We start from the raw sequence: 23,940 nt of genomic DNA on the forward strand, positions 1-23,940 counted from the left end.
CAATGGCTGGGTTTCACTTGCCGGTCTTCACGGCGTTCCAGGTACGGGTGATCAGGCGCACGGCAGCTTGGGACTGGCTTTTCTGGGTGAACAAGCGCTGCATCGTCGCCGGGTCCGGGTAGATGGCCGGGTTGTCGCGTATATCGGCATTTACGAAGGGCTTGGAGGCCAGGTTGCTGTTGGCGTAGTGAATGGTGTTGCTGACGCCGGCGATAACCTCGGGTTGCAGGAGGAACTCGATGAACTTGTGGGCATTCGCCACATGGGGTGCGTCGGCCGGGATGTAGAAGTTATCGAACCAGATCAGCGAGCCTTCCCTGGGGATGAAGTAACTCAGGTTGACCTTGGCCCCGGCTTCCGCCGCCCGGGCCTGGGACGTGGCGTAGTCGCCGGACCAGGTGGTGGCCATGCACAGCTCGCCATTGGCCAGGCCGTTGATAAAGCCGCTGGAGTCGAATTTGCGGATGTACGGGCGCACGGCCATCAGCACGTCCTGAGCGGCCTTGAGGTCTTTGGGCGCCACGCTGTTGGGGTCCAGGCCGAGGTAGGTCAGGGCCAGCGGGATCATGTCGGTAGGGGAGTCCATGAAGGTGATGCCACAGTCGGCGAAGCGCGAAACGATCTTGGGATCGAAGATCATCGCCAGGGAGCCGATGGGCGCATCCGGCATGCGTTCCTTGATCTTGTCGATGTTGTAGGTCACGCCATTGCTGCCCCAGGTGTAAGGCGCGGAATAGGTCACGCCCGGATCATGGGTTTCCAGGCTTTTCAGCACTTGCGGGTCGAGGTTGTTCCAGTCCGGCAGCAGCGCTTTGTTGAGGGGCTGGAAGGCCTTGGCCTTGATCAGCAGCGGCACCAGGGACGCGTTGAGCACCACCAGGTCATAACCCGAGCGCCCGGAGAGCAGCTTGCCCTGCACGGTTTCGTAGGAGTCGTAGGTGTCGTAGATCACCTTGATACCAGTGGTTTTCTCGAAGTCGGCGAGAGTGTGTTCCCCGATGTAATCGGCCCAGTTGTAGATGCGCAAGGTGTTGCCCGGGTCGTCAGCGGCCTGGCTGACGGACGTTGATGCAAGCAAGACAGCGCTGAACAGGGCGATAACGGCTTTATGCATGGCGAACCCACCTTGATGTTGTGCTTGTTGTCAGGCCGAGGGGCTGATCGCACTTTCAGGCAGGTGGCGGGTGGGGCGCCATACCCCGTTCGGGTAGGAGGCGGTCAGGGCAGTACGATGTAGTCGTTTCGCGTGATGACCGGGCGGTGTACGCCGGGTTCCAGGTGGATGTAGCGCCCGTCTACCAGGTCGATGGGCAGGCAGTCGTCGATATCCAGTACGCCGTCGGTGTGGGATTGCGTCCAGTGCGTGAGCATCTGCTGTTTGCCTTGGGCTGCCGCCTCCCTGGCCGTGCGCGCAACCACCAGCAGGTAGTGGTGTGCCTCGCCAAAGACGTTCGATTCATACCCGCCCAGGTTGATGAAGTACAGGCGCGGCGCCCCGGCGTTCGGCGCCAGGTGGCTGAGCTGGACTTTCCAGCCGTCAACGCCATCCACCGTCATCCAGGAGTCGATATGCACACCTTTCTGGCTGCCAAACCAGCCCTCGCGCAGTTGCGGGTAGGCGGCTTCCAGGGTGTCGGCGACGGCGAACACCACATCATGCACTTCGATTTTCGCCCGGGGGTGCTTACCCCCCAACATGACCACAAACAGCATTGCAGGCCCTTTCTATGGCTGGGATGGAAAGGGCCACCTTCCTTCGATTGAACCCTTTTGTCCAGTCGGTGCCACACTGTTAATTCGCAAATTCATCAGGAGGTTGTCATGCGCACCATTGATCTGGCCGGCGTACCCGTCCCTGTCATCGGCCAGGGGACCTGGCGCATGGGCGAGGATCCCGGCAAGCGCAGCGCCGAAGTGGCCGCGTTGCAACTGGGTATCGATGAGGGCATGACCCTGATCGATACCGCTGAAATGTATGGCGAAGGCGGTGCCGAAGAAGTCGTCGGCGAGGCGATTCGCGGCAAGCGCGACCAGGTGTTCCTGGTCAGCAAGGTGTACCCGCACAATGCCAGCCACAAGGGCATTCCACGTGCATGTGAGGCCAGCCTCCAGCGCCTGGGCACCGACTACATTGATCTGTATCTGTTGCATTGGCGTGGGCAATACCCCCTTGAAGAAACGGTAGAAGCCTTCGAGCGCTTGCGTGAGGCAGGCAAGATCGGTCGTTGGGGTGTGTCCAACTTTGATGTGGCAGACCTGCAGGAGCTGGCTTCCCCGGCCTGTGCCACCAATCAGGTGCTCTACAACATCGAGGAGCGCGGCATCGAGTTCGACCTGCTGCCATGGTGGCAGCAACACAATTTACCGTTGATGGCCTACTGTCCCATCGCCCAGGGTGGCGAGCTGTTGGCCAGCCCGACCCTCAAGCAAATTGCCCGTCGCCACGAGGTCACACCCGCCCAGGTTTCCCTGGCCTGGGTCTTGCGCCAGGACGGTGTGATCGCGATTCCCAAGGCGGTTACGCCAGAGCATGTCCGGCTCAATGCCGCAGCGGCGAAGCTGGTGCTGGATGAACACGACCTGGACGCGATTGACCGGGTTTTTGGGGCGCCGAAGCGCAAGCATCCGCTGGCGATGGTCTAGTGGCCGACAGAAACGGTGCCGTCCATGGCGATGCCGTTTCTGTTTCGGTGGCTGCTTAGCCGGCTACCGGGCTGCGCCAGTCATCAGAGCCAGAGGTACCGGAGACCTCATGGGTCCAGACGATTTTCCGGTAAGTGAAATACACATCCTCCAGGTGCGTGAAGTGTGCGTTGTTCGGGTCCTGGCAATTGGGCATCCGTGACTGGATGTCCACCAGGATCGCGTCTTCCAACTCGATGGTGAAATAGTGTTCCTGGGTGCCGGCTGAAGAGGTTCGGTACCACTCAAGGCGGCACTTGACCATTTCCCCGGAGGTCAATGCGCTGAACAGCAATGGCGACGATTTATCGAATACCTTGCTGATCATCAGGGGCTTGTGCACACGCTGGCCGGTGGGCTGGCCGGATTGCGGGTCACGGGGAATGATCACCTGATGCTGGAATGCTTCCACCAGGATCTGGTCTTCATGGCCTTCCTGGTAAATGTTGCCGACCGAGTCCTGGGTGAACGTGCCTGCCGTGATCAAGCCTTGCTTGGTGCCGGTGATGGATAGATACGCGGGTGTTGGCATGACGGTTTTCCTTGCCTGATAAATGAGGTCGTCCCGGCCGACGGACTTGCCGGCCGGGTAATGCTCGATATCAAGAAGCGTGCCGGAAAGTTCGAGCGTCAATGAAAGCAGGGGGTTAAGGTTTTATTGGTTTTAATTTTGAACGGCATTAAAGGTTTTAATTCGATTTAGTTGTATTTGTTTGCGCAGGGGTGTGCAGTTAGTTGCTCATGTTGATGGGCGTTGTTATTCGCAGAGTTCACCTCATTCATGATGATGCCTGGCGCCTTGGCTGCGCAAATTCTTGCGCGTCGGCGATTTTTCTATTCTTGTAGGAAACTCCTTAACTGCTATTTGGTGGCTTGAACAATGCTTTTTGCATGGATAAGGTTCGTGCTCTTCTCGTAGGGAAGGCAAACTTTAATCAATGTCCTGATGTGCGCTTGAATGGCCATTAGTTCACTGAACATGCTCAGGAAAGTAAAGTGCGGCCCATAATGGTTTACTCAGACAGGCTTTCCGATTATTACCTCGAACTTGCGCAGGCACCCAACTCGAAAACGAGTTATGCGGGGGCCGATATGCGTTTTTCGACCGAGTATGAGGCGCTTGAAACTGAACTGGGCAAGGCGCACTCCATTCACGGAAACAGTCAGCCTGACTGGCAATGGGTCGTGGAAAAAAGCGAGGCGCTGTTACGCCACCAGTCCAAGGACTTGCGGGTCGCTGTCTGGTTGACCTGGGCCTTGCATCAGCGCGAATCCTTCCCCGGGCTACTCGCAGGCCTCGGATTGCTGCGCTACCTCTGTGAGCATCATTGGGCGGTCGTTTATCCGGGCAAGCTGCGTACCCGCAGTGCCGCCTTTGGCTGGCTGGTCCCGCGCCTCGAGCAGGTGCTTGCACAACCTGTTTCGCTCAAGGATCAGCGGCCCTTGTTCCACTGCATGCTCGAACACCTGGCGCGGCTGGACGAGTTGTGGACCGAACACCTTCTCGAAGATGCGCCACTGTTACTGCCGGTTCGCAGGCAGCTGTCGGACCGATTGCAACAGTCCACCGAAAGCGAACCTCCAGCAGGCGGTAGCACAGGGGTGATCGCCCATATCAGACAGGTCGCGATTCAGTTGATGGCGCCCGAGCCCATTGTGGAAAACGAAAAGGACGCCCACAAGCTGCTGCGCACGCTGCAGGAACATGCCCGGCCCTTGTCGGCCTGGTGGCAGCGCCAGAATGCCACTGACCTGCGCGCACTGCGTCTGAACCGAACGTTGACCTGGCTGACGATCACCAGTCTTCCGGACTGTGACAGCGAACAGGTAACGCCTTTGCGCGGGCCGGCGCCCGACAAGCTCAAGCGGTACCAGGAGCGCTTTGCCCAAGGGCAGCATACCGACCTGCTGCTGGAGCTTGAGGGCAGCCTGGCCGGAGCACCTTTCTGGTTCGACGGCTTGTACCGGGTGTGGGAGTGCCTGCAGGCACTCCAGGCCGACCTGGCCATGACCGAGCTGGAAGTGCACTTCGCGCTGTTGCTCCAGCGCTTGCCGGGGCTTGCACAGCTGCGCTTCCACGACGGAACCCCCTTCGCCGACGACGTCACCCGTGGCTGGATCAACACCCAGGTTGCCCGCCATTTGCAAGCCCCGGTTCCACTCAGGTCGGCACCTGATGCCCCGGCTGCGCCTTGGGACAAAGCGTTGCACGACGTCATGCCCGTGCTGCGCAAGGACGGGTTCAAGGTGGCTGTGCGGTCCCTCAAGCAGGGCATGCAAACCGCAACAGGTGATCGTGCCCGGTTTCATTGGCGGCTTGGCCTGGCCAGGTTGTGTTTGCTGGCAGGCAAGCATGACCTGGCCAAAGTCCAGCTCGATCACCTGGACCACGAGCTGCAGCAATCAGGCCTGCAGCGCTGGGAGCCCGAGTTGGCGGTTGAAGTGCTGCAGCTCTTGCATGGCTGCTGTGACGTATTGCCCCAGAGCCATTCCGTGCGTGAGCGCAAGGAAGATGTCCATCGCAGGCTGTGCCACTTCGATCTCGAAGCGGTACTTGAATAGGCTTTCGAGCCCCCCCGAAAAAGGAGAAACACCATGGCGAAAGAAGGTTCGGTAGCCCCCAGGGAACGCATCAATATCACGTTCAAACCCGCCGTCGGCACTGCGCAGGAAGAGGTCGAGCTGCCGTTGAAATTGCTGGTGCTTGGTGACTTCACCCAGCGTGAAGACCTGCGCAAGCTCGAAGACCGCAAGCCCGTCGGCATCGACAAGAACAGCCTCGACGAGGTGCTGGCCAAGCAGGCCTTGGGCCTGGCCTTGAGCGTCCCCAACCGGCTGCAGGATTCAGCCGAACCTGATGAGTTGGCGATCCGGGTCAGGATCAATTCGATGAAGGACTTCAATCCTGCACAGCTGGTTGAGCAGATACCCGAGCTGAAAACGCTCATGGACCTGCGCGATGCACTTGTGGCGCTCAAGGGGCCGCTGGGCAACACGCCGAGCTTTCGAAAGGCCATTGAAAATGCCCTCGCCGATGACGATTCGCGCAAGCGGGTATTGGCTGAATTGGGGCTGGACAGCTCCGCCGTATGACTCTCTCAGTTAAAAGGACACTGACACCATGACTACCAGCCAAAGCCCGTCGCATGCGCCCGTCACGGACGAGTACAGCATTCTCGACAACATCATTGCCCAGACCCGCCTCAGCGCCGACGACGAGGCCTACAGCATTGCAAAGCGTGGAGTCTCGGCATTTATCGAGGAGCTGATCAAGCCGCAAAACAAGGGCGAGCCGGTCAAGAAGCGCCTGGTTGACCGGATGATTGCCGAGATTGACGCAAGGCTCAGCCAGCAAATGGATGAAATCCTGCACCATCCCGACTTCCAGGCGCTGGAGTCTTCCTGGCGTGGCCTGCAGTTGCTGGTTGATCGCACCAATTTTCGTGAAAACATCAAGATCGAACTGCTCAGCGTCTCCCGCCAGGATCTGCTGGATGACTTCGAGGACTCACCGGAGGTGACTCAGTCCGGACTCTACAAGCACATCTACAGTGCCGAATACGGTCAGTTCGGCGGCCAGCCCGTAGGGGCAATCATCGCCAATTATTTCCTTTCCCCCAGTGCTCCCGATGTCAGGCTGATGCAGTACGTTTCCAGCGTGGCCTGCATGGCTCATGCACCGTTCATTGCGGCGGCCGGCCCTGGCTTCTTCGGCCTGGAGAGCTTTACCGGCCTGCCTGACCTCAAGGACCTGAAGGACCATTTTGAAGGGCCGCAGTTTGCCAAATGGCAGAGTTTTCGCCAGAGCGAAGATGCCCGCTACATCGGCCTCACCGTACCGCGCTTTCTATTGCGTGTGCCGTACGATCCCGTTGATTGTCCGGTCAAGACGTTCGCCTACCAGGAACATGTGGCCAGCAGCCACGAACACTATCTGTGGGGTAATACGGCCTATGCCTTTGCTACCCGCTTGACGGACAGTTTCGCCCGGTATCGCTGGTGCCCGAACATTATCGGCCCGCAGAGTGGTGGTGCAGTGGAGGACTTGCCGCTGCATCACTTTCACAGCATGGGCGAGATCGAAACCAAGATTCCTACCGAGGTGCTGGTATCCGACCGACGCGAATACGAGCTGGCGCAAGAGGGCTTCATTGCCCTGACCATGCGCAAGGGCAGTGACAATGCAGCGTTCTTTTCCGCCAGTTCGGTGCAAAAACCCAAGTCTTTTGGAATCAGTGCCGAAGGCAAGGCTGCCGAGCTGAATTACCGGCTCGGTACCCAATTGCCGTACATGATGATCGTCAATCGCCTGGCCCACTATCTCAAGGTCCTGCAGCGAGAACAGCTGGGGTCGTGGAAGGAGCGCACCGACCTTGAGCTGGAACTCAACAAATGGATTCGCCAATACGTAGCCGACCAGGACAACCCCAGCACTGAAGTGCGTGGACGGCGCCCGCTTCGGGCTGCGCGCATTGTTGTCAGTGATGTCGACGGGGAGCCCGGCTGGTATCGCGTCAACCTGAGCGTTCGCCCGCACTTCAAGTACATGGGGGCAGACTTCACTCTGTCGCTCGTCGGCAAGCTCGATAAAGAATGAGCCGCCGCCACGTGATTACCCAAAACCGCAGCCTTTTCGAGCGCCTGGAGTCCGGCGTGGGGCGCAGCCCGCAAGGTTGCGTCGTGGAATCCGTGGCGGGGCATCTGGCGAAAATGCTCAGCACCCGTGCGGGCAGTGTCCAGACGCTACCTGATTACGGGTTACCTGATCTGAATGACATGCGCCTCAGCCTGCATGACGCGTTGAGCCAGGCTCGGTTCCTGATTGAGCGCTTTATCCAGGCCTACGAACCCCGTCTGAAGGATGTCCGTGTCAGGGCATTGCCACAGGGCCGTGACCCGATGGTGCTGGCTTTTTCCATCGAGGGGGCCATGGAAGTCAATGGCATGACGCAAGCGGTCGCCTTTTGCGCCAGCCTGGCTCACGGTGCACGGGTCGAGGTCAAACCGAATGTCGTTTAACCGCTACTACCAGGGCGAGCTGAGCGCACTGCGACAGTTGGGGCGACGCTTCTGCGAGCGCAACCCGGCACTCGCGCCATTTCTCGGGGACGCTGGCCAGGACCCGGACGTAGAACGGTTGCTTGAGGGTTTTGCATTCCTCACCGGTCGCCTGCGGCAGAAGCTTGATGATCAATTGCCGGAGTTGAGTCACTCGTTGATGCATCTGCTGTGGCCCAACTATATGCGGCCGCTGCCGTCGTTCAGCATGCTGCAGTTTGATCCGCTCAAGCGCACAGGGCCGGCCATCAGGGTCGAGCGGGATACACCGGTGGAAAGCATTGCGATCGACGGTGAACGCTGCCGTTTTCGTACCTGTTACCCGACGCAGGTCTTGCCGCTGCAACTGGCCGCCATGGAGTACTCGGTACAGGGTGAGGGCGCTTTGCTCTGCCTGCGTCTGGAGATGACGGCCGAGGGCAACTTCAGTGAGCTGGAACTGAACTGCCTGCGTTTGCATCTCGCGGGGGAGCAGCCCGTCAGCCAGGCGCTTTACCTGGGGCTTTTGCGTCACCTGGACGGGTTCGAGTTGCAGCCTTTCGGGCGCGACGGGCTGCCGGTCATCGGCGCCGACGGCGAGCCTGTTTCATTGCGTCTGTCCAGCAACGATATCAGTCCTGTGGGCTTTTCCGAGGATGAGGCACTGATCCCTTATCCGTTGAATACCTTTCGTGGCTATCGCCATTTGCAGGAGTACTTCGCCTTTCCCGACAAATACCTGTTTGTCGATGTGAGTGGCCTTGGCGCGCTGAGCAGGTTGCCTATTGACGTACTCAAGCAGGTACATGGCGTGACGTTACGCTTCGACATGCGTGGTCGCGGTATTGAGCGAATGGCGCCTACCCTGGACAACGTGAAGCTGTACTGCACGCCCATCGTCAATCTGTTCAAGCACGACGGCGTACCGATTCGCCTGGACGGCAAGCAGGACGAATACCTGTTGTTGCCTGGCGAATACGCCAGGGGGAACTGCGGTGTATTTTCCGTCGACAAGGTCACGGGATGGCGGCCGGGAGGCCTCGGGTACCAGGAATATGTTCCGTTCGAATCGTTTGAGCACGATTTTGGCAGCGCCGCGCCCAGCTATGGCGTTCGCCAGCGGCCATCCCTGCAACATGCCGGCCTGGATACCTGGCTGAGTTTCGACCGGTGTCCAGTGCATGAACAGGAAACCCTGTCGATTGAACTGACCTGCACCAACCACAACCTGCCATGCCTGCTGCAGGTGGGCGATATCAATCAGGCGTGCGAACAGACGCCCGAGTTTCTCTCGTTTCGCAACATCACCGCGGCAACCCCCAGCTTTGCGCCACCCCTGGACAGTGACTTCCTGTGGCGACTGATCAGCAATATGTCGCTCAACTATCTGTCATTGACCGATATCAACGCCTTGAGGGTGATCCTCGAAACCTACGACCTGCCGCGTTATCACGACCGCCAGGTGGAAAAGGTCAGCAGGCGAAGGCTGGGCGCCCTCCGTTCGATCAGTCACCAGCCCGTAGACCGGCTGCACCGAGGCCTGCCATTTCGCGGCTTACGGGTTGACCTCACCATCGATCCTGAAGGCTACCTGGGGGAGGGCGACGTGTTCGTCTTTGCCTCGGTGCTCAACGAGTTCTTCGCGCTTTACGCCAGCCTCAACTCGTACCACGAACTGCGAGTCATCAGCACACAAGGAGACGTGTACCTATGGCCACCCCGGATGGGCCAGCAGCCCCTGCTTTAACCGCACTGTCCCGAGTGATTCGCGAGTACTCGGTGTTTCAGGCGGTTGCGCAGATTATCGAGCGCCTGCGCGAGGCGCATCCCTCGCTGGACGATGATGCGCTCTACGATCAATTGGAGTTCCAGGCCAACCCAGGCTTTGGCTTTCCCGGCAACGACATTGATCGTGTGGAGTTTTTTGTCGAGCACGGCCATTTGCGGGCACGGCTTCGCCTCAATGTGCTGGGCCTGTTTGGTACAGGGTCACCGCTGCCGGCGTTCTATGGCGAGCAAGCCTTTGCCGAGGTAGCGGGCGGTAATCCGACGCGGGAATTTCTTGATCTTTTTCACCATCGCCTGCACCGGCTGATAGTGCCGATCTGGCGAAAATATCGTTATCAGGCGAGTTTTCAAACGGGCGCCCGCGATCCCTTTTCCGAGCAGATGTTTGCATGGGTGGGCCTGGGTGGCAGCGCGATTCGCAGCGCGGCTCAACTGAACTGGAAACGCCTGTTGCCCTACCTGGGGCTGCTGAGCCTGCGCGTGCACTCCGCCGCGCTGATCGAGACCGTGCTGCGTTATTACTTCAAGCACAACCGGCTGGTCATCGAGCAGTGGGTCGAGCGCAGGGTAGTGATCGACCAGGAGCAGCGCAATGACCTTGGTCGCGCCTATAGCTCGTTGGGGTCGGACCTGGTGCTGGGGGAGTGCCTTATCGACCGCAGTGGCATGTTCAGGGTTCATGTATTGGCACTCGATTGGCAGCGTTTTCACGAGTTTTTGCCCACCGGGGCGGGTTACGAGCCGCTGTGTGCGCTGGTGCGTTTTGCCGCCCGGGACCCCTTGGAATACGACGTGCGACTGGTGTTGGCGGCGGGCGAGGTCCGGCCGTTGCACCTTGGCGAGCACAACGTCTGCCGCCTGGGCTGGACCAGTTGGCTGGGGCATGAGCGGGCAGACGGCGTGGTCATCCTGGCCAGTAAAAATCATTAGGGATTGATGGATATGATGAATGTGGATCTGCAACAACTTATCCAGGCATTGACGGCGTCCACACGGCGCGACCTGGAACGCAGCGCCGAGCGTTGTGTCACCCGGGGCGGCGGCGAGGTCCTGGTGGAAGACTTGCTGCTGACGCTCCTGGAGCATCCCGAGGGTGTGCTGATGCGAGCGCTGCAGGATGCGGGCGTGGATGCCGGGGAATTGCAGGCCGTGCTGCAACCTCGGGTCGACCAGAGTGCGTCCCGCAATCCGGTGTTTTCGCCCGCCCTGGTGCAATGGCTGCAGCAGGCGTTGCTGGTTGCCCATCTGGAGCTGGGCCGACGGGAAGTGGACCATGGCGCCTTGCTGCTCGCCTTGTTGCGCAACCCGATGCAGCACGCTGGCAGCCGTTACCAGGCGGTGATGAGCACGCTTGATGCACCGCGTGTGCTCGGATTTCTCTTGAGTGAAAACGCGCAGGCGGCTCCCGCTGAGGCGGGGAGTTCCTTGCTGGAGCGCTTTACCCATGACCTGACTCGCCAGGCCCGGGACGGGAAACTCGACCCCGTGCTCTGTCGCGATAACGAAGTCCGGCAAATGATCGATACGCTCGCGCGGCGGCGCAAGAACAACCCCATTCTGGTGGGCGAGGCGGGTGTCGGGAAAACCGCGATAGTCGAGGGCCTGGCCCTGCAGATCGTCAGCGCGCAAGTGCCAGAGGTGCTCAGGAAGGTGCGCCTGCTGACCCTGGACATGGGCCTGCTGCAAGCCGGTGCCAGTATCAAGGGTGAGTTCGAGCGCCGCCTCAAAGGCTTGATCGATGAGGTCAACGCCTCGCCGCAACCGGTCATCCTGTTCATCGATGAGGCCCATACCCTGGTCGGCGCAGGCGGCTCGGCCGGCAGCTCCGATGCCGCCAACCTGCTCAAGCCAGCGCTGGCACGAGGTGAGTCGCGTACCATCGCCGCGACGACCTGGTCGGAGTACAAGAAGTACTTCGAGAAAGACCCGGCGTTGGCGCGGCGTTTCCAGCCGGTGCAAGTGCACGAGCCGACGGTTGACGATGCCGTGACGATTTTGCGTGGGTTGGTCCCGGTGTATGAGGCCAGCCACGGAGTCTACGTGCGCGATGACGCCGTGGTCGCCGCCGCGCAGTTGAGTGCCCGCTACCTGGCCGGCCGCCAGTTGCCGGACAAGGCTGTGGACGTGCTGGACACCGCTTGTGCCCGGGTGCGGATCAGCCTGGTCACGGCGCCGGACGAACTGCAGCAGTTGCGCGCCGAACTGGCCGAGGGCACGCGCCAGCAACGTGCCGTGCGCAGGGATGCCGACGCGGGGTTGGCCATCGATGAACAGGTGCTGCAGCACCTCACCCGGAGACTGGAAGAAGTAGAAGTCGCACAGTTACAGCTTGAACAACGCTGGACCCACCAGCGCGAACTGGCCGAGAAGGTGCTCTCGCTGCGCCAGCAACTGGCCGACGCCGGTAACCTTGGCGAAAGCACTGAGGCTCTCGCTCCGCTCCTGGCCCAGAACCATCAGGCGTTGCAGGCCATACAGCACGAACAGCGATTGCTCAGCTTCGAAGTATGCCCACGGTTGGTGGCACAGGTTATCAGCGCCTGGACGGGTATTCCCCTGGAGCAGCTTGCCCGCGAACACAGCGCGAAGGTCCTGAACTTTGCGGATGATCTGCGTGGTCGCATCCTCGGCCAGGAAGGTGCCGTGCAGGTCCTGGACCGTTGCCTGCGGGCTGTCGCGGCCGGCGTGAACAAGCCTGATGCCCCCGTGGGGGTATTTCTGTTGGTGGGCCCCAGTGGTGTCGGCAAAACTGAAACAGCCCACGCCCTGGCCGACCTGTTGTATGGCGGCGAGCGCTTTGTCACCACGATCAACATGTCTGAATACCAGGAGAAACACTCACTGTCCCGGCTGATCGGCGCACCACCGGGTTATGTCGGTTACGGGGAGGGCGGGGTGCTGACTGAGGCGGTGCGGCAAAAGCCCTATTCAGTGGTGCTGCTCGATGAGGTGGAAAAGGCCGATCCGGATGTCCTGAACCTGTTTTACCAGGTGTTCGACAAAGGGGTAGCCAATGATGGAGAAGGGCGTGAAATCGACTTTCGCAATACCCTGATCCTGATGACTTCCAACCTGGGCAGCGATCTTGTCACCGGGCTGTGCGCCGACAGTCAACGACCGGCTGTCGAAGTACTGCACGCCGCAATCCGGCCGGTACTGACAGCTCATTTCAAGCCGGCGCTGCTGGCCCGTATGCGAGTCGTGCCGTATTACCCGGTGGCAGGCGCGGTGCTGCACCAACTGATTGAACACAAACTTCAGCGCCTGGGCCAGCGTCTGCTTCAGCGCAAGCTCGCATTCAGTCACGCAGGGGATCTTGTCGCACACATGGCCGAGCACTGTAGCCACAGTGGGAGTGGCGCGCGGTTTGTCGACCAATGGATCGAGGAAAACCTGTTGCCGCAGGTGGTGGATCGCCTGCTGGATGCGATGGCCGTTGGCAAGTCCCTGCAGTTCGTCCATGCCAGGCTGGATGCCAACGGCACCGTAATCTGTGAGTTCAGCTGATGGCGGACAATCCGTTTACCCAGTTGCCAAGCCCGCTGGACTACGCCGCTGCCTTGTTGGGATGGTTTACCCGGTTGGGCATCAATAGTGACGAATCGACATTGGCCGATGACTTTGCGGCAGGCGCCGCGCAATTGAGCGGCTGCGAGCTTGGCCAGTTGTACTTGCTCGACCAGGCCACCGGCCGCCTCGAACTGGCTGCCCAGTATTTGCCGGGCCTGTCGCCGCCAGGGGCGGTTGTGAGCTCGGGCGCGGATTTTCGGAACGAGCAACTGTTGCAGTACGTGCTGCAACAGAACCGGGTGTTTAACCTCACCGAGGCAGGCAGCAGTGTGTATGACACGGGGTTTCTGCCAGCGGGCCCGGCGTCCTGGCAATCACTCCTGTGCGTGCCGTTACCGGGGCCGAGCAAGCAGGTATCCGGGATGGTGTTGTGTGCCAGCCTGCGAGCGACGGAGCTGGCTGGCTACGGTGCGTCCCTGGGCCAATTGGGCAGTTTTGTCTTGAGCCAGTTGGCCCTGTTGCGGCGAATGCGCCGGGCTCCCGGTGCGTTGAAGGTGGTTCGCAGCACCCGCAGCACCAGCGCCTACGGCTTGATCGGAAACAGCACGGCCATGGACGAGACGTGCCGCCTGATCGGCAAGGTGGTGCATAGCCCCTACACCGTGCTGCTCCGGGGCGAGACCGGCACCGGTAAAGAGGTGGTCGCCCGGGCCATTCATGCTGCCGGCCCGCGCAGCAGCAAGGCATTTGTGGTGCAAAACTGCGCAGCGTTTCCCGAAGGCTTGCTCGAAAGTGAGTTGTTCGGTTACCGCAAAGGCGCGTTCACCGGGGCCGAAAGAGACCACGCCGGCCTGTTTGACACCGCCCACGGCGGCACGCTGCTGCTCGACGAAATCGGTGATATGCCGCTGTCACTGCAGGCCAAGTTGTTGCGGGTCCTGCAGGAGGGCGAGATTCGGCCGTTGGGTGCCAACACGTCCCACAAGGTCGACGTGCGAATCGTCGCGGCGACCCACCGGGACCTCACCAGCATGGTGGCTGAAGGAAGCTTTCGCGAGGACCTTTATTACCGGCTGGCGCAGTTTCCTATCGAGTTGCCGGCGCTGCGCCAGCGGGACGGGGACGTGCTGCAACTGGCCCGGCATTTCGCCGACAAGGCCTGTGCACTGTTGGGGCGAGCCACGGTGGGCTGGTCGAGTGCGGCCCTGGATCAACTGTCCAGCCACCACTTTCCCGGCAACGTTCGTGAGCTCAAATGCATGGTGGAGCGGGCGGTGCTGCTGTGCGACGACGAGGTGATCCTGCCTGCGCATTTATCGCTGCCATCAACCCTGTCCGCGCCCGCTGTCGACGCAACGCTGCGCCAGCGCATGGAGCGAGTCGAGCGGGTAGTGCTGATCGACTGCCTGCGCAAGAACCGTGGCAATCGAACCCGCACCGCCCGTGAACTGGGCCTCGCCCGGCGCACGTTGTTGTACCGCCTTGCTCGCCTGGACATTCCGTTTGGCGAAGTCCAGGGAGAGTGCTGAATGGCACACCCTTTCAATTCCGGGAGATACCTGATGCCTGTTAGTCAGTGGCAAGCCCTGGTGCTTGTGTTGTTTTTGCTGAGTGGCTGTAACACCAATCATGTCTTTGACGACGATGACTACCGTCCGCTGGGTGATCCACGGTCCACCGGTCGTGGCCTGTGAGCGCGGAGGAGTCCTGCCATGCAGCTAGTGTTTGAGGTGTGCCCTGCGGGGCCAGCAGAGTCCGCGCCGGCGCTGCGCAAAGTCTTTGACGGAGTGGGGGGCGTCATCGGCCGGGGGGCCGGTTGCGACTGGACCCTGCCTGACACCAGTCGCCAGGTTTCCGGTCGTCACGCGGTGATCAGTTATCGTGACGGCCGGTATTTCCTGATGGATATCAGCAGCAATGGAACCCGCCTGGCAGGCCGCAGTGAGCGTCTGCATGAGGGGCAGCAGCAACCGATAGATGACGGCGCGGTATTTCAGCTGGGGCCGCTGAGTATTCGCGCACGACTGGTCAGCCCACCGCAGGGACAGGGCCAGGACGGATTACACAGGCTGATTCCCGATGATGCATTCCTTGAGCTGGACCCACTGCGGGCACTGGCCAGCGAACTGCAGCGCGAGGACGGGTCGCAAGAGCTGGCGGCCCTGAACATGACCACCTACGAGACATTGCGCTGGACGGACCACGCGGCGGCGGACCGGGATCACCTGACGGTTCCCGAACTTGTGAAGCCTGCGCGCCAGGTTGCCCTAAGTCCGCAATCGCCCGTTCCAGGTCACGGCTCAGGGCCATTCTGGTTGGGGTTTGCGCAGGCACTCGGTGTTGATCTGGGCGACCTCGATGAGTCGGCAAGAGAAGTCCTGGCGATCAAGGCCGCGAGCTTGCTCCGGCAAATGACTGAAGGGTTGCAACAGAGCCTGGGCACCCGTAACGAGCTCAGGCAAGAGCTGAAACTGGCACTCAACCAGACACCGCTCCAAAGCCCCAACCCACTTAGAGACAGCGCAGACGCCAGTGCGGCCTTGGGGTCGCTGCTGGGTGTCGGGCAGTTGGGGCAGGTTTCCGCCGAGATGCTTGTCATGCGGGCGTACCGCGACATGCAGGCTCACGAGGTGGCCTTGCTGGCGGCCTGCCGCGCGGCAGTACGCGGCGCTCTGGCAGCCTTTGCGCCCGGCCATTTGCTGCTGTGCTTCGAACGCCAGGCAAGGCCGCCGCTGATCCCCCGGTGTGGCGCCCGCTGGCGCGCGTATCAGCGCCATTACCAGACACTGATCGAGGACGAGCACTTGAGCGAGCGCCTGCTGGGCAGCGACTTCGCCAAGGCGTACGAGGAACAGATTCGTCTGATCTCAACCCTTCACCGTTATCCAGGATGATCTTCATGTCCCGAGTCACCGTTGCATTGTTGTGCGCTGTAATGGGTTTGCTGGGTGGTTGCTCCCTGTCGCCCTTTTCGAAGTTGACCAAGCTGGACCTGACACTGACCGCCAGCGAACGGGTCAACCCTGATCTCCATGGTCGCCCGTCGCCGATCGTGGTGCACCTGATGGAGCTTCGACACCCCGTGGCTTTTGAAAATGCGGACTTTTTCAGCCTTTATGCTCATGCCGAGCACACGTTGCCCAAGGACCTGGTGAACCTCGAAGAGCTGGAGTTGCGCCCCGGCGATCACTCCGCGCTCAAACTCAGTCTCGAGCCAGGCAGTCGTTATGTCGGCGTGCTGGCGGCGTACCGTGATTTGCATCACTCGCAATGGCGCTATGTGTTGCCGGTGACCGCGCAGCGATTGACCGGCGCTGAACTGATCCTTGATCAGGCCGGCATTCGGTTGGTCAACCCGCAACCCGCGAAGGTGGGCGACTGACATGTACAGCCAAAAAGTCATCTGGCAGGAAGGCATGTTGCTGCGCCCTCAGCATTTCCAGCAAAACGATCGGTACCACGATCAGCAACTCACGCGCCGCACCCAGCTGTTGTGCCGTCACGCCTGGGGCTTCCTGGCCCTGGAAATCGATGTGCAATACCTCAATATGGGCAAGGTCGTTATCAGCCAGGCCAGCGGCATATTGCCGGATGGCAGCCTGTTCGAGCTGGGCGGCGCGATGGAGTCGCTGGTGCTGGAGGTTCCGGTAAATACCGGGAAGCAGTCGATCTACCTGGCCTTGCCGCTGGCCACAGGTAACTGTGTTGAAGCCCGTCGACCCGAGCAGATTGATGTGTTGGCGCGCTACAAGACTCTTGCGGTAGACGTCAGCGACTCCAACGCCGGGGAAGAAGCTCGTCGTCAGGTCAATTGCGGGCAGCTGGATTTTCGCCTGTTGCTGGGGGAGCAACACAGCGACCCGCATTACGTGAAGCTCAAGGTTGCCCAGGTGCTCAGTTGCACCGAGGAGGGCGTCAGCCTGGACCCCGATTTTATCCCGAGCTTCATTCACCTGCATGGCTCCGGTTACCTGCTGTCTTGCCTCAAGGAAGTGATCAGCCTGCTCGCTTACCGGGGGGATGCCATCGCCGAGCGGATTCGCGCCAACGGTACCGCCGCCGGCGCGGAGGTTGGCGACTTCCTGATGTTGCAATTGATCAATCGCACCGAACTGGTCTTGCGTCACTACCTGGGCCTGAGCCAGGTCAGCCCTGAAACGCTGTATCGAACATTGCTGTCGATCCTGGGTGAACTCGCGACGTTTGCCAGCGACAGCAAGCGTGCGCACTTCGAGGGGCATTACCGGCACAGCGACCAGGGCGCCAGCTTTCGTGGATTGATGGAGCCGATTCGCAGCCTGCTGTCGATGGTGCTTGAGCAGCATGCCATTGAGCTGGCGCTGCAGCCTCGCCAGTACGGGGTGCTGGTGTGCCCGGTGAGCGATCTCAACCTGCTGGGTTCGGCGACCTTCATTCTGGCCGCCAGCGCCCATTGTGACGCCGAGGAGCTTCGACACCGGCTTCCGGCGCACCTCAAGGTCGGCCCCGTGGAGCGGATTCGCGAGTTGGTCAACCTGCAGTTGGCGGGCATCAAGGTCAAGCCGCTGCCGGTGGCTCCCCGGCAGATACCGTTTCATGCCGCCAACACCTATTTCATGCTTGAACTCGGTGCCCGGGACATTGAGCAGTTGAAGCAGTCGGGAGGATTTGCCTTCCACGTCAGCGGTGAATTTGCCGAACTGGAACTGAAATTCTGGGCCATCAGGAACTGAGACCATGGACAGGGAATACCCGCAGGACGAGAAAACCGTCCTGCTTGATCGACAGGGACGCGGACCGGCGCAGGGACCGATGACCGACTTCGCATCGCCGCCGCGTTTCGAACAACTGGAAGACCGGATGATCTACGCGGCCCGCTTGCAGGGCGCGGAGCATTTCGACATTGGCCTGAACAGTTTGGTGGCGCCTGCCTGGGAGCTGTTGTCCGAGGTGGTCCGCCTCAAGCGCAGTACCGCCGAGGAAAGCCTGCGCGCCCTGAATGAACGACTCTCGGCTGCAGTCACGCTGTTCGAGACGCGGGCCCGGCATGACGGGGCCCAAGGCAGCGAGGTCATGGCGGCGCGGTATGTGCTGTGCAGCGTGATCGACGAGGCAGTGGTCACCACCTCATGGGGCAGCCAGAGCGATTGGTCGAAGATGAGCCTGCTGAGCAGTTTTCACAACGAAACCTTCGGCGGCGAGAAGTTTTTCCAGTTGCTTGAGCGCATGTCGAGGGACCCCTTCAAGCACCTGGCGATGCTGGAGTTGATGTACCTGTGCCTGTCCCTCGGGTTTGAGGGCAAGTACCGGGTCATGGAGCGTGGGTTGTTGCAGCTTGAACAGGTTCGGGACGCGCTGTATCGGCAGATCCGGCATGTGCGGGGTGATACGCCTGCGGCGTGCGCGCCGTCGCCCAGGCCGGAACAGCCGCGCCGGAAACGGCTGAGGGTCGTGTCGCTCACCTGGATTGCAGTGTTTGTCGCCGCCAGCCTGTTGAGCCTGTATGCAGGATTTGCCTGGGTGCTGGGCCAGCAGCGTGAAGCGGTGTTGCAACCGTATCAACTCGTGGCGCCGGATATGTTCCGGGCGCCGCTCTAACGCAGGGAGCAACGCATGAACGCATTCTTCAGGAGCGCGGGCGCCGTGCTGGGCAGGGTTTGGGTCTGGAGCCTGCTGCTGGTGCTCGCGGTCGCAATGGCCGTGTGGTTCTTCGGGCCACTGCTGGCTGTCGACGACTATCGATTCTGGCAAGCGGCGGCATCGCGCTTGCTGACAATCAGCGGGCTGTTTTTGTTGTGGGGCCTGGCGATGGTGTATGCCAATTGGCGCAGTATGGCCCGGCAATCAACCGTCGATGACGGCGAACCACGCCCGCGCAAAGGCCAGGTTGAAAACGAGCAGCGGCACCTGCGCGGTCGCTTCAAGGACGCTTTGTACACCCTGAAACACTCCCGGATTTATGGTGAGCGCAGCCCGCGTTGGCGTAATGCATTGCCCTGGTATTTGCTGATCGGCAAGGAAGGCAGTGGCAAGTCCCGGATGTTGGCCGCCAGTGGCTTGCAGTTGCTCCAGGATCAGGGCGCGTCGGTAGCGACGCAGGGCGGTGCCACGCGGGACTGTGACTGGCATTTCGCCGAGGACGGCGTGTTGCTCGACATCGCCGGCCGCTACCTTACCCAGCCTGACAGCCAGGTGGATGGCGCGGGTTGGTCGACGCTGCTGGAGCTGCTCAAGGTGCGGCGCCGGACACGCCCGCTCAATGGTGTGGTGGTGGCGCTGTCCACGGACACATTGCTCCATGGCAGCGAGCGTCAGCTGGAGAATGAGGCGCGGGCAGTCCAGAGTCGGTTGCTGGAGATCCGCCAGACGTTGCATGTGGAGGTGCCGGTCTACCTGGTGGTGACCCAGGCCGACCGCCTGCCGGGGTTTGCGGAGTTCTTCGAGCGGCCGTTGGGCGAAGGCAGTGATGCGGTGTTGGGCGAATCTATCGTCCCAGGCAAAGCGGGTATTGGCATTGCCCAGGTACGACAGGCGTTTGAAGCACTGCTGCAGCGCTTGAGCGGTGAGCTTGTGCAGCGCCTGCACCAGGAACGCAACAGTGATCTGCGCGGACGGATGCTCGACTTCCCCCATCAGGCGGCCCGGATTGGCGAGCGCCTGAGCCTCTATATCGACGTTGCTTTTTGCGGCCCGCGTTATCAGCACACCAACGGCTTTCGTGGTTTCTACTTGACCAGCGCCGACGGTGGCCCACAGGCACTTGAACCACGTGCGTACTTTATCCAGGGCTTGTTCAGCCGGGTGATTCTGGCGCAAGCCGACCTGGCGGACCTCGATAGCCAGGAACGCCGTCGAATCCGCCGGCACCAGGGGGGGCTGGCCCTGGGCGCGCTAGTGGTCGTCGTGGCGGCGGGCTTGCTGTGGACCCACAGTTACTCCTCCAATCATCAACGTCTGGAGCAACTGCAGGCGCTGGCACGACAGCCCGCACCCGTGCAGCCTGGGTCAGACGCTACCCAGGCACTCCTGCCGCTGCTGGACAGCCGCCTGGCGGCCACGCGGATTTTCCCCTTGCCGGGCGAAGCCAGGCTGGTTGAGCGGATGGGGTTGTATCAGGGCAGTATCAGCCGTCCGGTGCTGGAGCAGGCCTACGAGCGTGCCTTGGGGCGGCTGTTGCTGTCCCAGGTCAGCGAGATGCTGCAGGAGCAGGTTCGCGGCAGCCTGGAAGATCGTGAACGGCTGCTGGATAACCTCCGGGCATACCTGATGCTCAACCTGCGGGAGCGGCGGGATGTCGGCTGGCTGCGTGAGCGGGTGGCGGGGCATTGGTCTGTACGGTTTGCCGGTGAGCCCTCCGTGCAAAACCGGTTGAATGAACATTTCGCGCGCTTGCTTGAGCAACCGTTCGTGCAGCCGCTCGATGACGAGCTGGTGGCCCGCGCGCGCCACGTGTTGCGCGGCGAATCGCTGGTTGACGTGGTGTACCGGGTGCTGCGCGAACAAGCTCGCGGCCTTGAACCGTTGCGCCTTGCACACGGGCGGGTGTTTGAGGGGGGCGAGCGTTCCATTCCGGGGTTTTATACCCGCACGTACCAGCGGCATTTTGAAGCGCAGGGCGCGCGGCTGGTGAACACCATCGTCCAGGACAACTGGGTGCTGGGAGAGGGCGCCGACCTGAGCGCCATGGATTTGCAACGGTTGATGGTGGAGCTTGAACAACGCTACTTCAGCGAGTATGCCGATGCCTGGAGCGAGGCGCTTGGGCAGGTTGGCCTGCGTGAAACTGAAAACTCCAGGCAAGGCGCCGAGCAGCTCGCCAGCTTGACGTCGGCCCAGTCGCCGTTGTTGCAGTTGTTGCAGCAGGTTCGTGACCACACGCGCCTGCCGTCGGCCAGTGAGCGCCTCGACGAGCTGGCTGCCAAGCTGCCTGGGCCTGCGGCAGAGCGGTTGCCGACCGCCGCCGGGCTGGTCAATGCCTTGCCCGACAGCGCACGGCGAGCCATGCAGCGCCGCTTCGAGCCCTTGCACCAGTTGCTGGACAACCATGAGAACCCGGGAGTCGAGTTGACCGGCGTGTTACAGGCGCTCAACGACTTGCACCTGCAGTTGGCGAGCTTGAATCGCGAAGGCGCGCCGGAGCCGGTCGCGTTCGAGATGGTCAAGCGGCGGATCCAGGGGCAACAGGATGCGCTGAGTAACCTGCGCAACGTGGCCGCTCGTTTGCCGCTGCCGCTGGCGGGCTGGTTCGAAAGCCTGGCCGACGAGCATTGGCGCCGCCTGCTCGACCAGGCCTATCGGCATGTGAACCAGCGTTATCAGAGCGAGGTATATGGTTTCTACAGCAGGGCGATCAAGCTGCGTTTCCCGTTCAATGCCCACGCCAGCAGCGACGTTTCCCTCAACGACTTCCAGGAGTTTTTCAAGCCTGAGGGGATCATGGCGCGATTCTTTGACAGCTATCTGAAGCCTTTTGTCAGCGGTGATTCCGGGCGCTACAGGCTGCGTAGCCTGGATGGGCGCAGCTTGCCGATGTCTCGGGCGTTGCTCGACCAGCAGGCGAAGGTGCAGGTGATCAGGCGCGGTTTTTTTGCGGATGAGCCGGGGGACTTGCAGGTTCGTTTCACGCTCGCACCCTATAGCCTGGACCCGTCGGTGAGTCGCGCGGTCTTGCGTTTGGGTGGCCAGCAGATGGAGTACCGGCACGGGCCGATTGTCCCCATGGCGATGCAATGGCCAGCCGAGGCTGAGAATGGTCGCAGCAGCCTGGTACTGGAGCGTGGCAGCGAGCGGGCGCTGGGGCTCGAAAAAAATACCGGGGCCTGGTCCCTGTTTCGCTTGTTCGACTTGATGCAGAGCGAACCCTCCAGCGGGCAGGATGAGCTGATCCTCAAGGCTGACCTGGCAGGCTTGCGCGCCAACTACCTGCTGACCAGCCGACGCACCCCCAATCCATTCCAGATGGCGCAGTGGCGAACTTTTCGCCTGCCGGAGCAGTTGTGAGCCAACCTCGCGACCGCTGGCACAGCGCCGGTCGCACAGACCGTGGAAAGGTCCGTTTACGCAACGAGGATGCCTTTCTCGATTGCCCCGGGACGGGCTGCTGGGCCGTGGCGGACGGGATGGGCGGGCATCAGGCGGGGGATATCGCCAGCCAGCTGGTGGTCGATGGCCTGGCGTCATTGCCCGGCCAGGGCAGCCTGGATGAACGCGTCGAGGCGACCCGTCGTTGCCTGCAATGGCTCAACCGGCGGCTGGGCGATGAATTGACGCTGGCCTCCCATGGCGCCGAGGCCATCATGGGAAGCACGGTCGTGGCGTTGTTGCTTCAGGGCGATCGCGCTGCGTGTGTCTGGGCCGGTGACAGTCGTTGCTATCTGTGGCGCGGGCAGACGCTGTACCAGCTGTCGCGAGACCATTCGCTGTGTGAGCAATTGATTGACCAGCAGGTGAGCCCGGAACAGGCCAGGGCCCATCCAGACGCACGGGCCTTGACCCGGGCCATCGGCTCGCGGGCACCACTGAGCCCGCAGGTCCTGGAACTCGGTACCTTGGCAGGGGATGTGTTTCTGTTGTGCAGCGACGGCCTGTACCAGGCGCTTAGCCACTCTGAGTTGGGCCAGGCCTTGAGCCAGGGAAACCCGCAACGTGTCCTGGACCAGCTGTTTGCAGGTGTCTTGCGCGGCACGGCCGGCGACAACCTGACCGCTGTGGTGGTGCAGTCATGCGTGACCTGACCCACTTTGCCTTTGCCAAGGCCCCGGTAAACCCACCGCGCGACGGAGCCCCCGAGTTGCTGGCCGGGCGATACCTGATCGAGCGCGTGTTGGGCGCAGGCGGCATGGGCGTGGTCTATCGTGCGCGGGACCTGCTGCACGAACAGTTTGGCGAGCCCTGTTCCAGTGTCGCGATCAAGGTGTTGGGCGAAGCCATTCGCGAATCTGCGGATGCCCACGTGTTGCTGTACAACGAGTTTGCCCTGACCCGCAGCCTGCGGCATGAGCAGGTGGTGCGTGTGTATTCATTTGAAGTGGATGCTCCCGGCCAGATCGCATTCTTTACCATGGAACTGCTCCAGGGCATGACCCTGGACCGGTTGCTGCTGGAGTGCCCCGGCGGTTTACCCTGGCAAGCGCTGCAAGGCATCGCCGTGCAATTGCTCGACGCGTTGCGCCATAGCCATCAGCAGGGTGTGCTGCACGGGGATGTGAAACCCGCCAATGTCATGGTGGGAGACGACGGCTTGCGCTTGTTCGATTTCGGTCTGGGCGAGGCTTGCGGACAGGCCCCGGCGGGTTCTCCAGGCTTGAGTCGCAGCCGCTTCAATGCCTGGACGCCCGCGTACGCCGCGCCGGAGTTGTTGGCTGGCGGAGCACTGTCGGCCAGCGCCGACCTGTATGCAGTGGCCTGTGTGTTGTACGAATTGGCACAAGGCCGGCGCCACGCCAGTGACAGGCCGGCCCGGCCCCGGCAACTGCCTCGCCATTGCTGGCCTGTATTGCGTACGGCGTTGACGGCTGACCCTGAACGCAGGGCCGTTACTCTTGATGAATTACGCGCGGTGCTCGCTGATCGCAGGAAGGGCCTGGGCCGCTGGTTCTAGACGGGCAAGTCGTGCAGCTGGCAATACTCGAACCAACTCAGGCCTGCCATTTGCGCCACCTCCTTGTGCACCTCAAGGCGTTGCGCCTCGAACTCCGCCGGGGAATGCGCCGTCAATTTCAGCGTCAGTTCCCAGGCGAACAAGCCCTGTTGCTCGGCTTCTGCCTCGAAGGCTTCATGCAGGCGCTCGGCGCGGTACTGCTCCATGGTTTCCCCTTTGGCCTGGGCCGCCAGGGGGTTCAATGTATTCAGTTCCGCGGCCAGGGCCGGGTGTTCACTCAAGAATCGGTCCAGGGCTAGCTGGTGGTTTTCGCCGGGTTGGGACAAAGGTTTACTCCACGGTAA

Annotated in this window: 21 protein-coding genes; 17 read left to right on the top strand and 4 right to left on the bottom strand. The window is 61.4% G+C overall.

Translation table 11 applies throughout. The features are described 5' to 3' along the window. Positions 1 to 13: 13 nt before the first annotated feature. Both HX869_RS17320 and HX869_RS17325 read right to left on the bottom strand, forming a co-directional pair. Complete coding sequence (locus tag HX869_RS17320; protein ID WP_178903393.1) at positions 14 to 1,114, bottom strand: polyamine ABC transporter substrate-binding protein; 1,101 nt, start codon at positions 1,112 to 1,114, stop codon at positions 14 to 16. Positions 1,115 to 1,218: 104 nt separating this feature from the next. After that, positions 1,219 to 1,713 carry a DUF1543 domain-containing protein gene (locus HX869_RS17325; protein WP_003208031.1) on the bottom strand — a complete coding sequence of 165 codons (495 nt, stop codon included), beginning with the start codon at positions 1,711 to 1,713 and terminating at the stop codon, positions 1,219 to 1,221. A gap of 108 nt (positions 1,714 to 1,821) precedes the next feature. Between HX869_RS17325 and HX869_RS17330 the strand changes: the two genes are divergently transcribed. Next, a complete protein-coding gene (locus HX869_RS17330) occupies positions 1,822 to 2,643 on the top strand; it encodes an aldo/keto reductase (RefSeq protein ID WP_003208032.1) in 822 nt (273 codons plus the stop codon). 55 nt (positions 2,644 to 2,698) lie between these two features. Here HX869_RS17330 and HX869_RS17335 read toward each other — a convergent pair whose 3' ends face one another. After that, positions 2,699 to 3,214, bottom strand: coding sequence for an Hcp family type VI secretion system effector (locus HX869_RS17335; RefSeq protein WP_003208034.1), 516 nt, complete (start codon positions 3,212 to 3,214; stop codon positions 2,699 to 2,701). A 476-nt stretch (positions 3,215 to 3,690) separates the two neighbouring features. Here HX869_RS17335 and tssA point away from each other — a divergent pair, with 476 nt between their 5' ends. Genes tssA through HX869_RS17415 form a run of 16 tightly spaced genes read left to right on the top strand, consistent with a single transcriptional unit; the run spans position 3,691 to position 23,596 of the window. Continuing rightward, positions 3,691 to 5,244 carry a type VI secretion system protein TssA gene (gene tssA, locus HX869_RS17340; protein WP_178903394.1) on the top strand — a complete coding sequence of 518 codons (1,554 nt, stop codon included), beginning with the start codon at positions 3,691 to 3,693 and terminating at the stop codon, positions 5,242 to 5,244. Between the two features lie 33 nt (positions 5,245 to 5,277). After that, positions 5,278 to 5,775: a type VI secretion system contractile sheath small subunit gene (gene tssB, locus HX869_RS17345; protein WP_177008256.1), complete on the top strand. Its 498-nt coding sequence runs from the start codon at positions 5,278 to 5,280 to the stop codon at positions 5,773 to 5,775. A 28-nt stretch (positions 5,776 to 5,803) separates the two neighbouring features. Next, positions 5,804 to 7,279 carry a type VI secretion system contractile sheath large subunit gene (gene tssC / locus HX869_RS17350; RefSeq protein ID WP_178903395.1) on the top strand — a complete coding sequence of 492 codons (1,476 nt, stop codon included), beginning with the start codon at positions 5,804 to 5,806 and terminating at the stop codon, positions 7,277 to 7,279. Continuing rightward, positions 7,276 to 7,701 carry a type VI secretion system baseplate subunit TssE gene (gene tssE / locus HX869_RS17355; protein ID WP_008437008.1) on the top strand — a complete coding sequence of 142 codons (426 nt, stop codon included), beginning with the start codon at positions 7,276 to 7,278 and terminating at the stop codon, positions 7,699 to 7,701. The genes tssC and tssE overlap by 4 nt, the downstream gene beginning before the upstream one ends. Further along, on the top strand, positions 7,691 to 9,466 hold the full coding sequence (tssF, locus tag HX869_RS17360; protein ID WP_177041644.1) for a type VI secretion system baseplate subunit TssF: 1,776 nt from the start codon (positions 7,691 to 7,693) through the stop codon (positions 9,464 to 9,466). Before tssE ends, tssF begins: the two co-directional genes overlap by 11 nt. Further along, complete coding sequence (gene tssG / locus HX869_RS17365; protein ID WP_177041646.1) at positions 9,430 to 10,437, top strand: type VI secretion system baseplate subunit TssG; 1,008 nt, start codon at positions 9,430 to 9,432, stop codon at positions 10,435 to 10,437. The genes tssF and tssG overlap by 37 nt, the downstream gene beginning before the upstream one ends. A gap of 12 nt (positions 10,438 to 10,449) precedes the next feature. Then, positions 10,450 to 13,014, top strand: coding sequence for a type VI secretion system ATPase TssH (gene tssH, locus HX869_RS17370; protein WP_178903396.1), 2,565 nt, complete (start codon positions 10,450 to 10,452; stop codon positions 13,012 to 13,014). Next, entirely contained in the window at positions 13,014 to 14,546 is a 1,533-nt protein-coding gene (locus HX869_RS17375) for a sigma-54-dependent Fis family transcriptional regulator (protein WP_178903397.1), read from the top strand. Before tssH ends, HX869_RS17375 begins: the two co-directional genes overlap by 1 nt. Positions 14,547 to 14,579: 33 nt before the next feature. Continuing rightward, positions 14,580 to 14,711 (top strand): hypothetical protein, encoded by a 132-nt coding sequence (locus HX869_RS17380; protein ID WP_003208049.1) that lies wholly within the window; start codon positions 14,580 to 14,582, stop codon positions 14,709 to 14,711. Between the two features lie 18 nt (positions 14,712 to 14,729). Further along, complete coding sequence (gene tagH / locus HX869_RS17385) at positions 14,730 to 15,911, top strand: type VI secretion system-associated FHA domain protein TagH (RefSeq protein ID WP_178903398.1); 1,182 nt, start codon at positions 14,730 to 14,732, stop codon at positions 15,909 to 15,911. 5 nt (positions 15,912 to 15,916) lie between these two features. Continuing rightward, positions 15,917 to 16,399, top strand: a complete 483-nt coding sequence (tssJ, locus tag HX869_RS17390; RefSeq protein WP_178903399.1) for a type VI secretion system lipoprotein TssJ — start codon at positions 15,917 to 15,919, stop codon at positions 16,397 to 16,399. A 1-nt stretch (position 16,400) separates the two neighbouring features. Next, the gene (gene tssK / locus HX869_RS17395; protein ID WP_134326852.1) at positions 16,401 to 17,729 is read left to right on the top strand and encodes a type VI secretion system baseplate subunit TssK; all 1,329 of its coding nucleotides are present in this window, start codon (positions 16,401 to 16,403) and stop codon (positions 17,727 to 17,729) included. A gap of 4 nt (positions 17,730 to 17,733) precedes the next feature. Next, complete coding sequence (gene icmH, locus HX869_RS17400; RefSeq protein ID WP_102369323.1) at positions 17,734 to 18,594, top strand: type IVB secretion system protein IcmH/DotU; 861 nt, start codon at positions 17,734 to 17,736, stop codon at positions 18,592 to 18,594. Positions 18,595 to 18,609: 15 nt separating this feature from the next. Next, a complete protein-coding gene (gene tssM, locus HX869_RS17405) occupies positions 18,610 to 21,996 on the top strand; it encodes a type VI secretion system membrane subunit TssM (RefSeq protein WP_178903400.1) in 3,387 nt (1,128 codons plus the stop codon). Continuing rightward, positions 21,993 to 22,730 carry a PP2C family serine/threonine-protein phosphatase gene (locus HX869_RS17410; RefSeq protein WP_177036005.1) on the top strand — a complete coding sequence of 246 codons (738 nt, stop codon included), beginning with the start codon at positions 21,993 to 21,995 and terminating at the stop codon, positions 22,728 to 22,730. The genes tssM and HX869_RS17410 overlap by 4 nt, the downstream gene beginning before the upstream one ends. Continuing rightward, a complete protein-coding gene (locus HX869_RS17415) occupies positions 22,718 to 23,596 on the top strand; it encodes a serine/threonine-protein kinase (protein WP_177036004.1) in 879 nt (292 codons plus the stop codon). Before HX869_RS17410 ends, HX869_RS17415 begins: the two co-directional genes overlap by 13 nt. On the opposite strand, the gene HX869_RS17420 is transcribed toward HX869_RS17415, so the two are convergent. Next, positions 23,593 to 23,922 carry a DUF6388 family protein gene (locus tag HX869_RS17420; RefSeq protein ID WP_087694170.1) on the bottom strand — a complete coding sequence of 110 codons (330 nt, stop codon included), beginning with the start codon at positions 23,920 to 23,922 and terminating at the stop codon, positions 23,593 to 23,595. The genes HX869_RS17415 and HX869_RS17420 overlap by 4 nt on opposite strands. Positions 23,923 to 23,940 lie beyond the last annotated feature (18 nt).

Origin of the sequence: Pseudomonas sp. P7779, from assembly GCF_013386315.1 — a bacterium.
GTDB lineage: Bacteria > Pseudomonadota > Gammaproteobacteria > Pseudomonadales > Pseudomonadaceae > Aquipseudomonas.

Excerpts from the sequence above, each read along its gene's own strand:
- tssA (WP_178903394.1), top strand. The coding sequence starts at position 3,691 with ATGGTTTACTCAGACAGGCTTTCCGATTATTACCTCGAACTTGCGCAG.
- tagH (WP_178903398.1), top strand. The coding sequence starts at position 14,730 with ATGCAGCTAGTGTTTGAGGTGTGCCCTGCGGGGCCAGCAGAGTCCGCG.
- tssK (WP_134326852.1), top strand. The coding sequence starts at position 16,401 with ATGTACAGCCAAAAAGTCATCTGGCAGGAAGGCATGTTGCTGCGCCCT.
- tssJ (WP_178903399.1), top strand. The coding sequence starts at position 15,917 with ATGTCCCGAGTCACCGTTGCATTGTTGTGCGCTGTAATGGGTTTGCTG.
- HX869_RS17335 (WP_003208034.1), bottom strand. The coding sequence starts at position 3,214 with ATGCCAACACCCGCGTATCTATCCATCACCGGCACCAAGCAAGGCTTG.
- HX869_RS17325 (WP_003208031.1), bottom strand. The coding sequence starts at position 1,713 with ATGCTGTTTGTGGTCATGTTGGGGGGTAAGCACCCCCGGGCGAAAATC.
- HX869_RS17375 (WP_178903397.1), top strand. The coding sequence starts at position 13,014 with ATGGCGGACAATCCGTTTACCCAGTTGCCAAGCCCGCTGGACTACGCC.
- HX869_RS17415 (WP_177036004.1), top strand. The coding sequence starts at position 22,718 with ATGCGTGACCTGACCCACTTTGCCTTTGCCAAGGCCCCGGTAAACCCA.
- HX869_RS17320 (WP_178903393.1), bottom strand. The coding sequence starts at position 1,114 with ATGCATAAAGCCGTTATCGCCCTGTTCAGCGCTGTCTTGCTTGCATCA.
- HX869_RS17380 (WP_003208049.1), top strand. The coding sequence starts at position 14,580 with ATGCCTGTTAGTCAGTGGCAAGCCCTGGTGCTTGTGTTGTTTTTGCTG.
- tssG (WP_177041646.1), top strand. The coding sequence starts at position 9,430 with ATGGCCACCCCGGATGGGCCAGCAGCCCCTGCTTTAACCGCACTGTCC.
- HX869_RS17330 (WP_003208032.1), top strand. The coding sequence starts at position 1,822 with ATGCGCACCATTGATCTGGCCGGCGTACCCGTCCCTGTCATCGGCCAG.
- tssC (WP_178903395.1), top strand. The coding sequence starts at position 5,804 with ATGACTACCAGCCAAAGCCCGTCGCATGCGCCCGTCACGGACGAGTAC.
- tssH (WP_178903396.1), top strand. The coding sequence starts at position 10,450 with ATGATGAATGTGGATCTGCAACAACTTATCCAGGCATTGACGGCGTCC.
- tssF (WP_177041644.1), top strand. The coding sequence starts at position 7,691 with ATGTCGTTTAACCGCTACTACCAGGGCGAGCTGAGCGCACTGCGACAG.
- tssM (WP_178903400.1), top strand. The coding sequence starts at position 18,610 with ATGAACGCATTCTTCAGGAGCGCGGGCGCCGTGCTGGGCAGGGTTTGG.
- icmH (WP_102369323.1), top strand. The coding sequence starts at position 17,734 with ATGGACAGGGAATACCCGCAGGACGAGAAAACCGTCCTGCTTGATCGA.
- tssE (WP_008437008.1), top strand. The coding sequence starts at position 7,276 with ATGAGCCGCCGCCACGTGATTACCCAAAACCGCAGCCTTTTCGAGCGC.
- tssB (WP_177008256.1), top strand. The coding sequence starts at position 5,278 with ATGGCGAAAGAAGGTTCGGTAGCCCCCAGGGAACGCATCAATATCACG.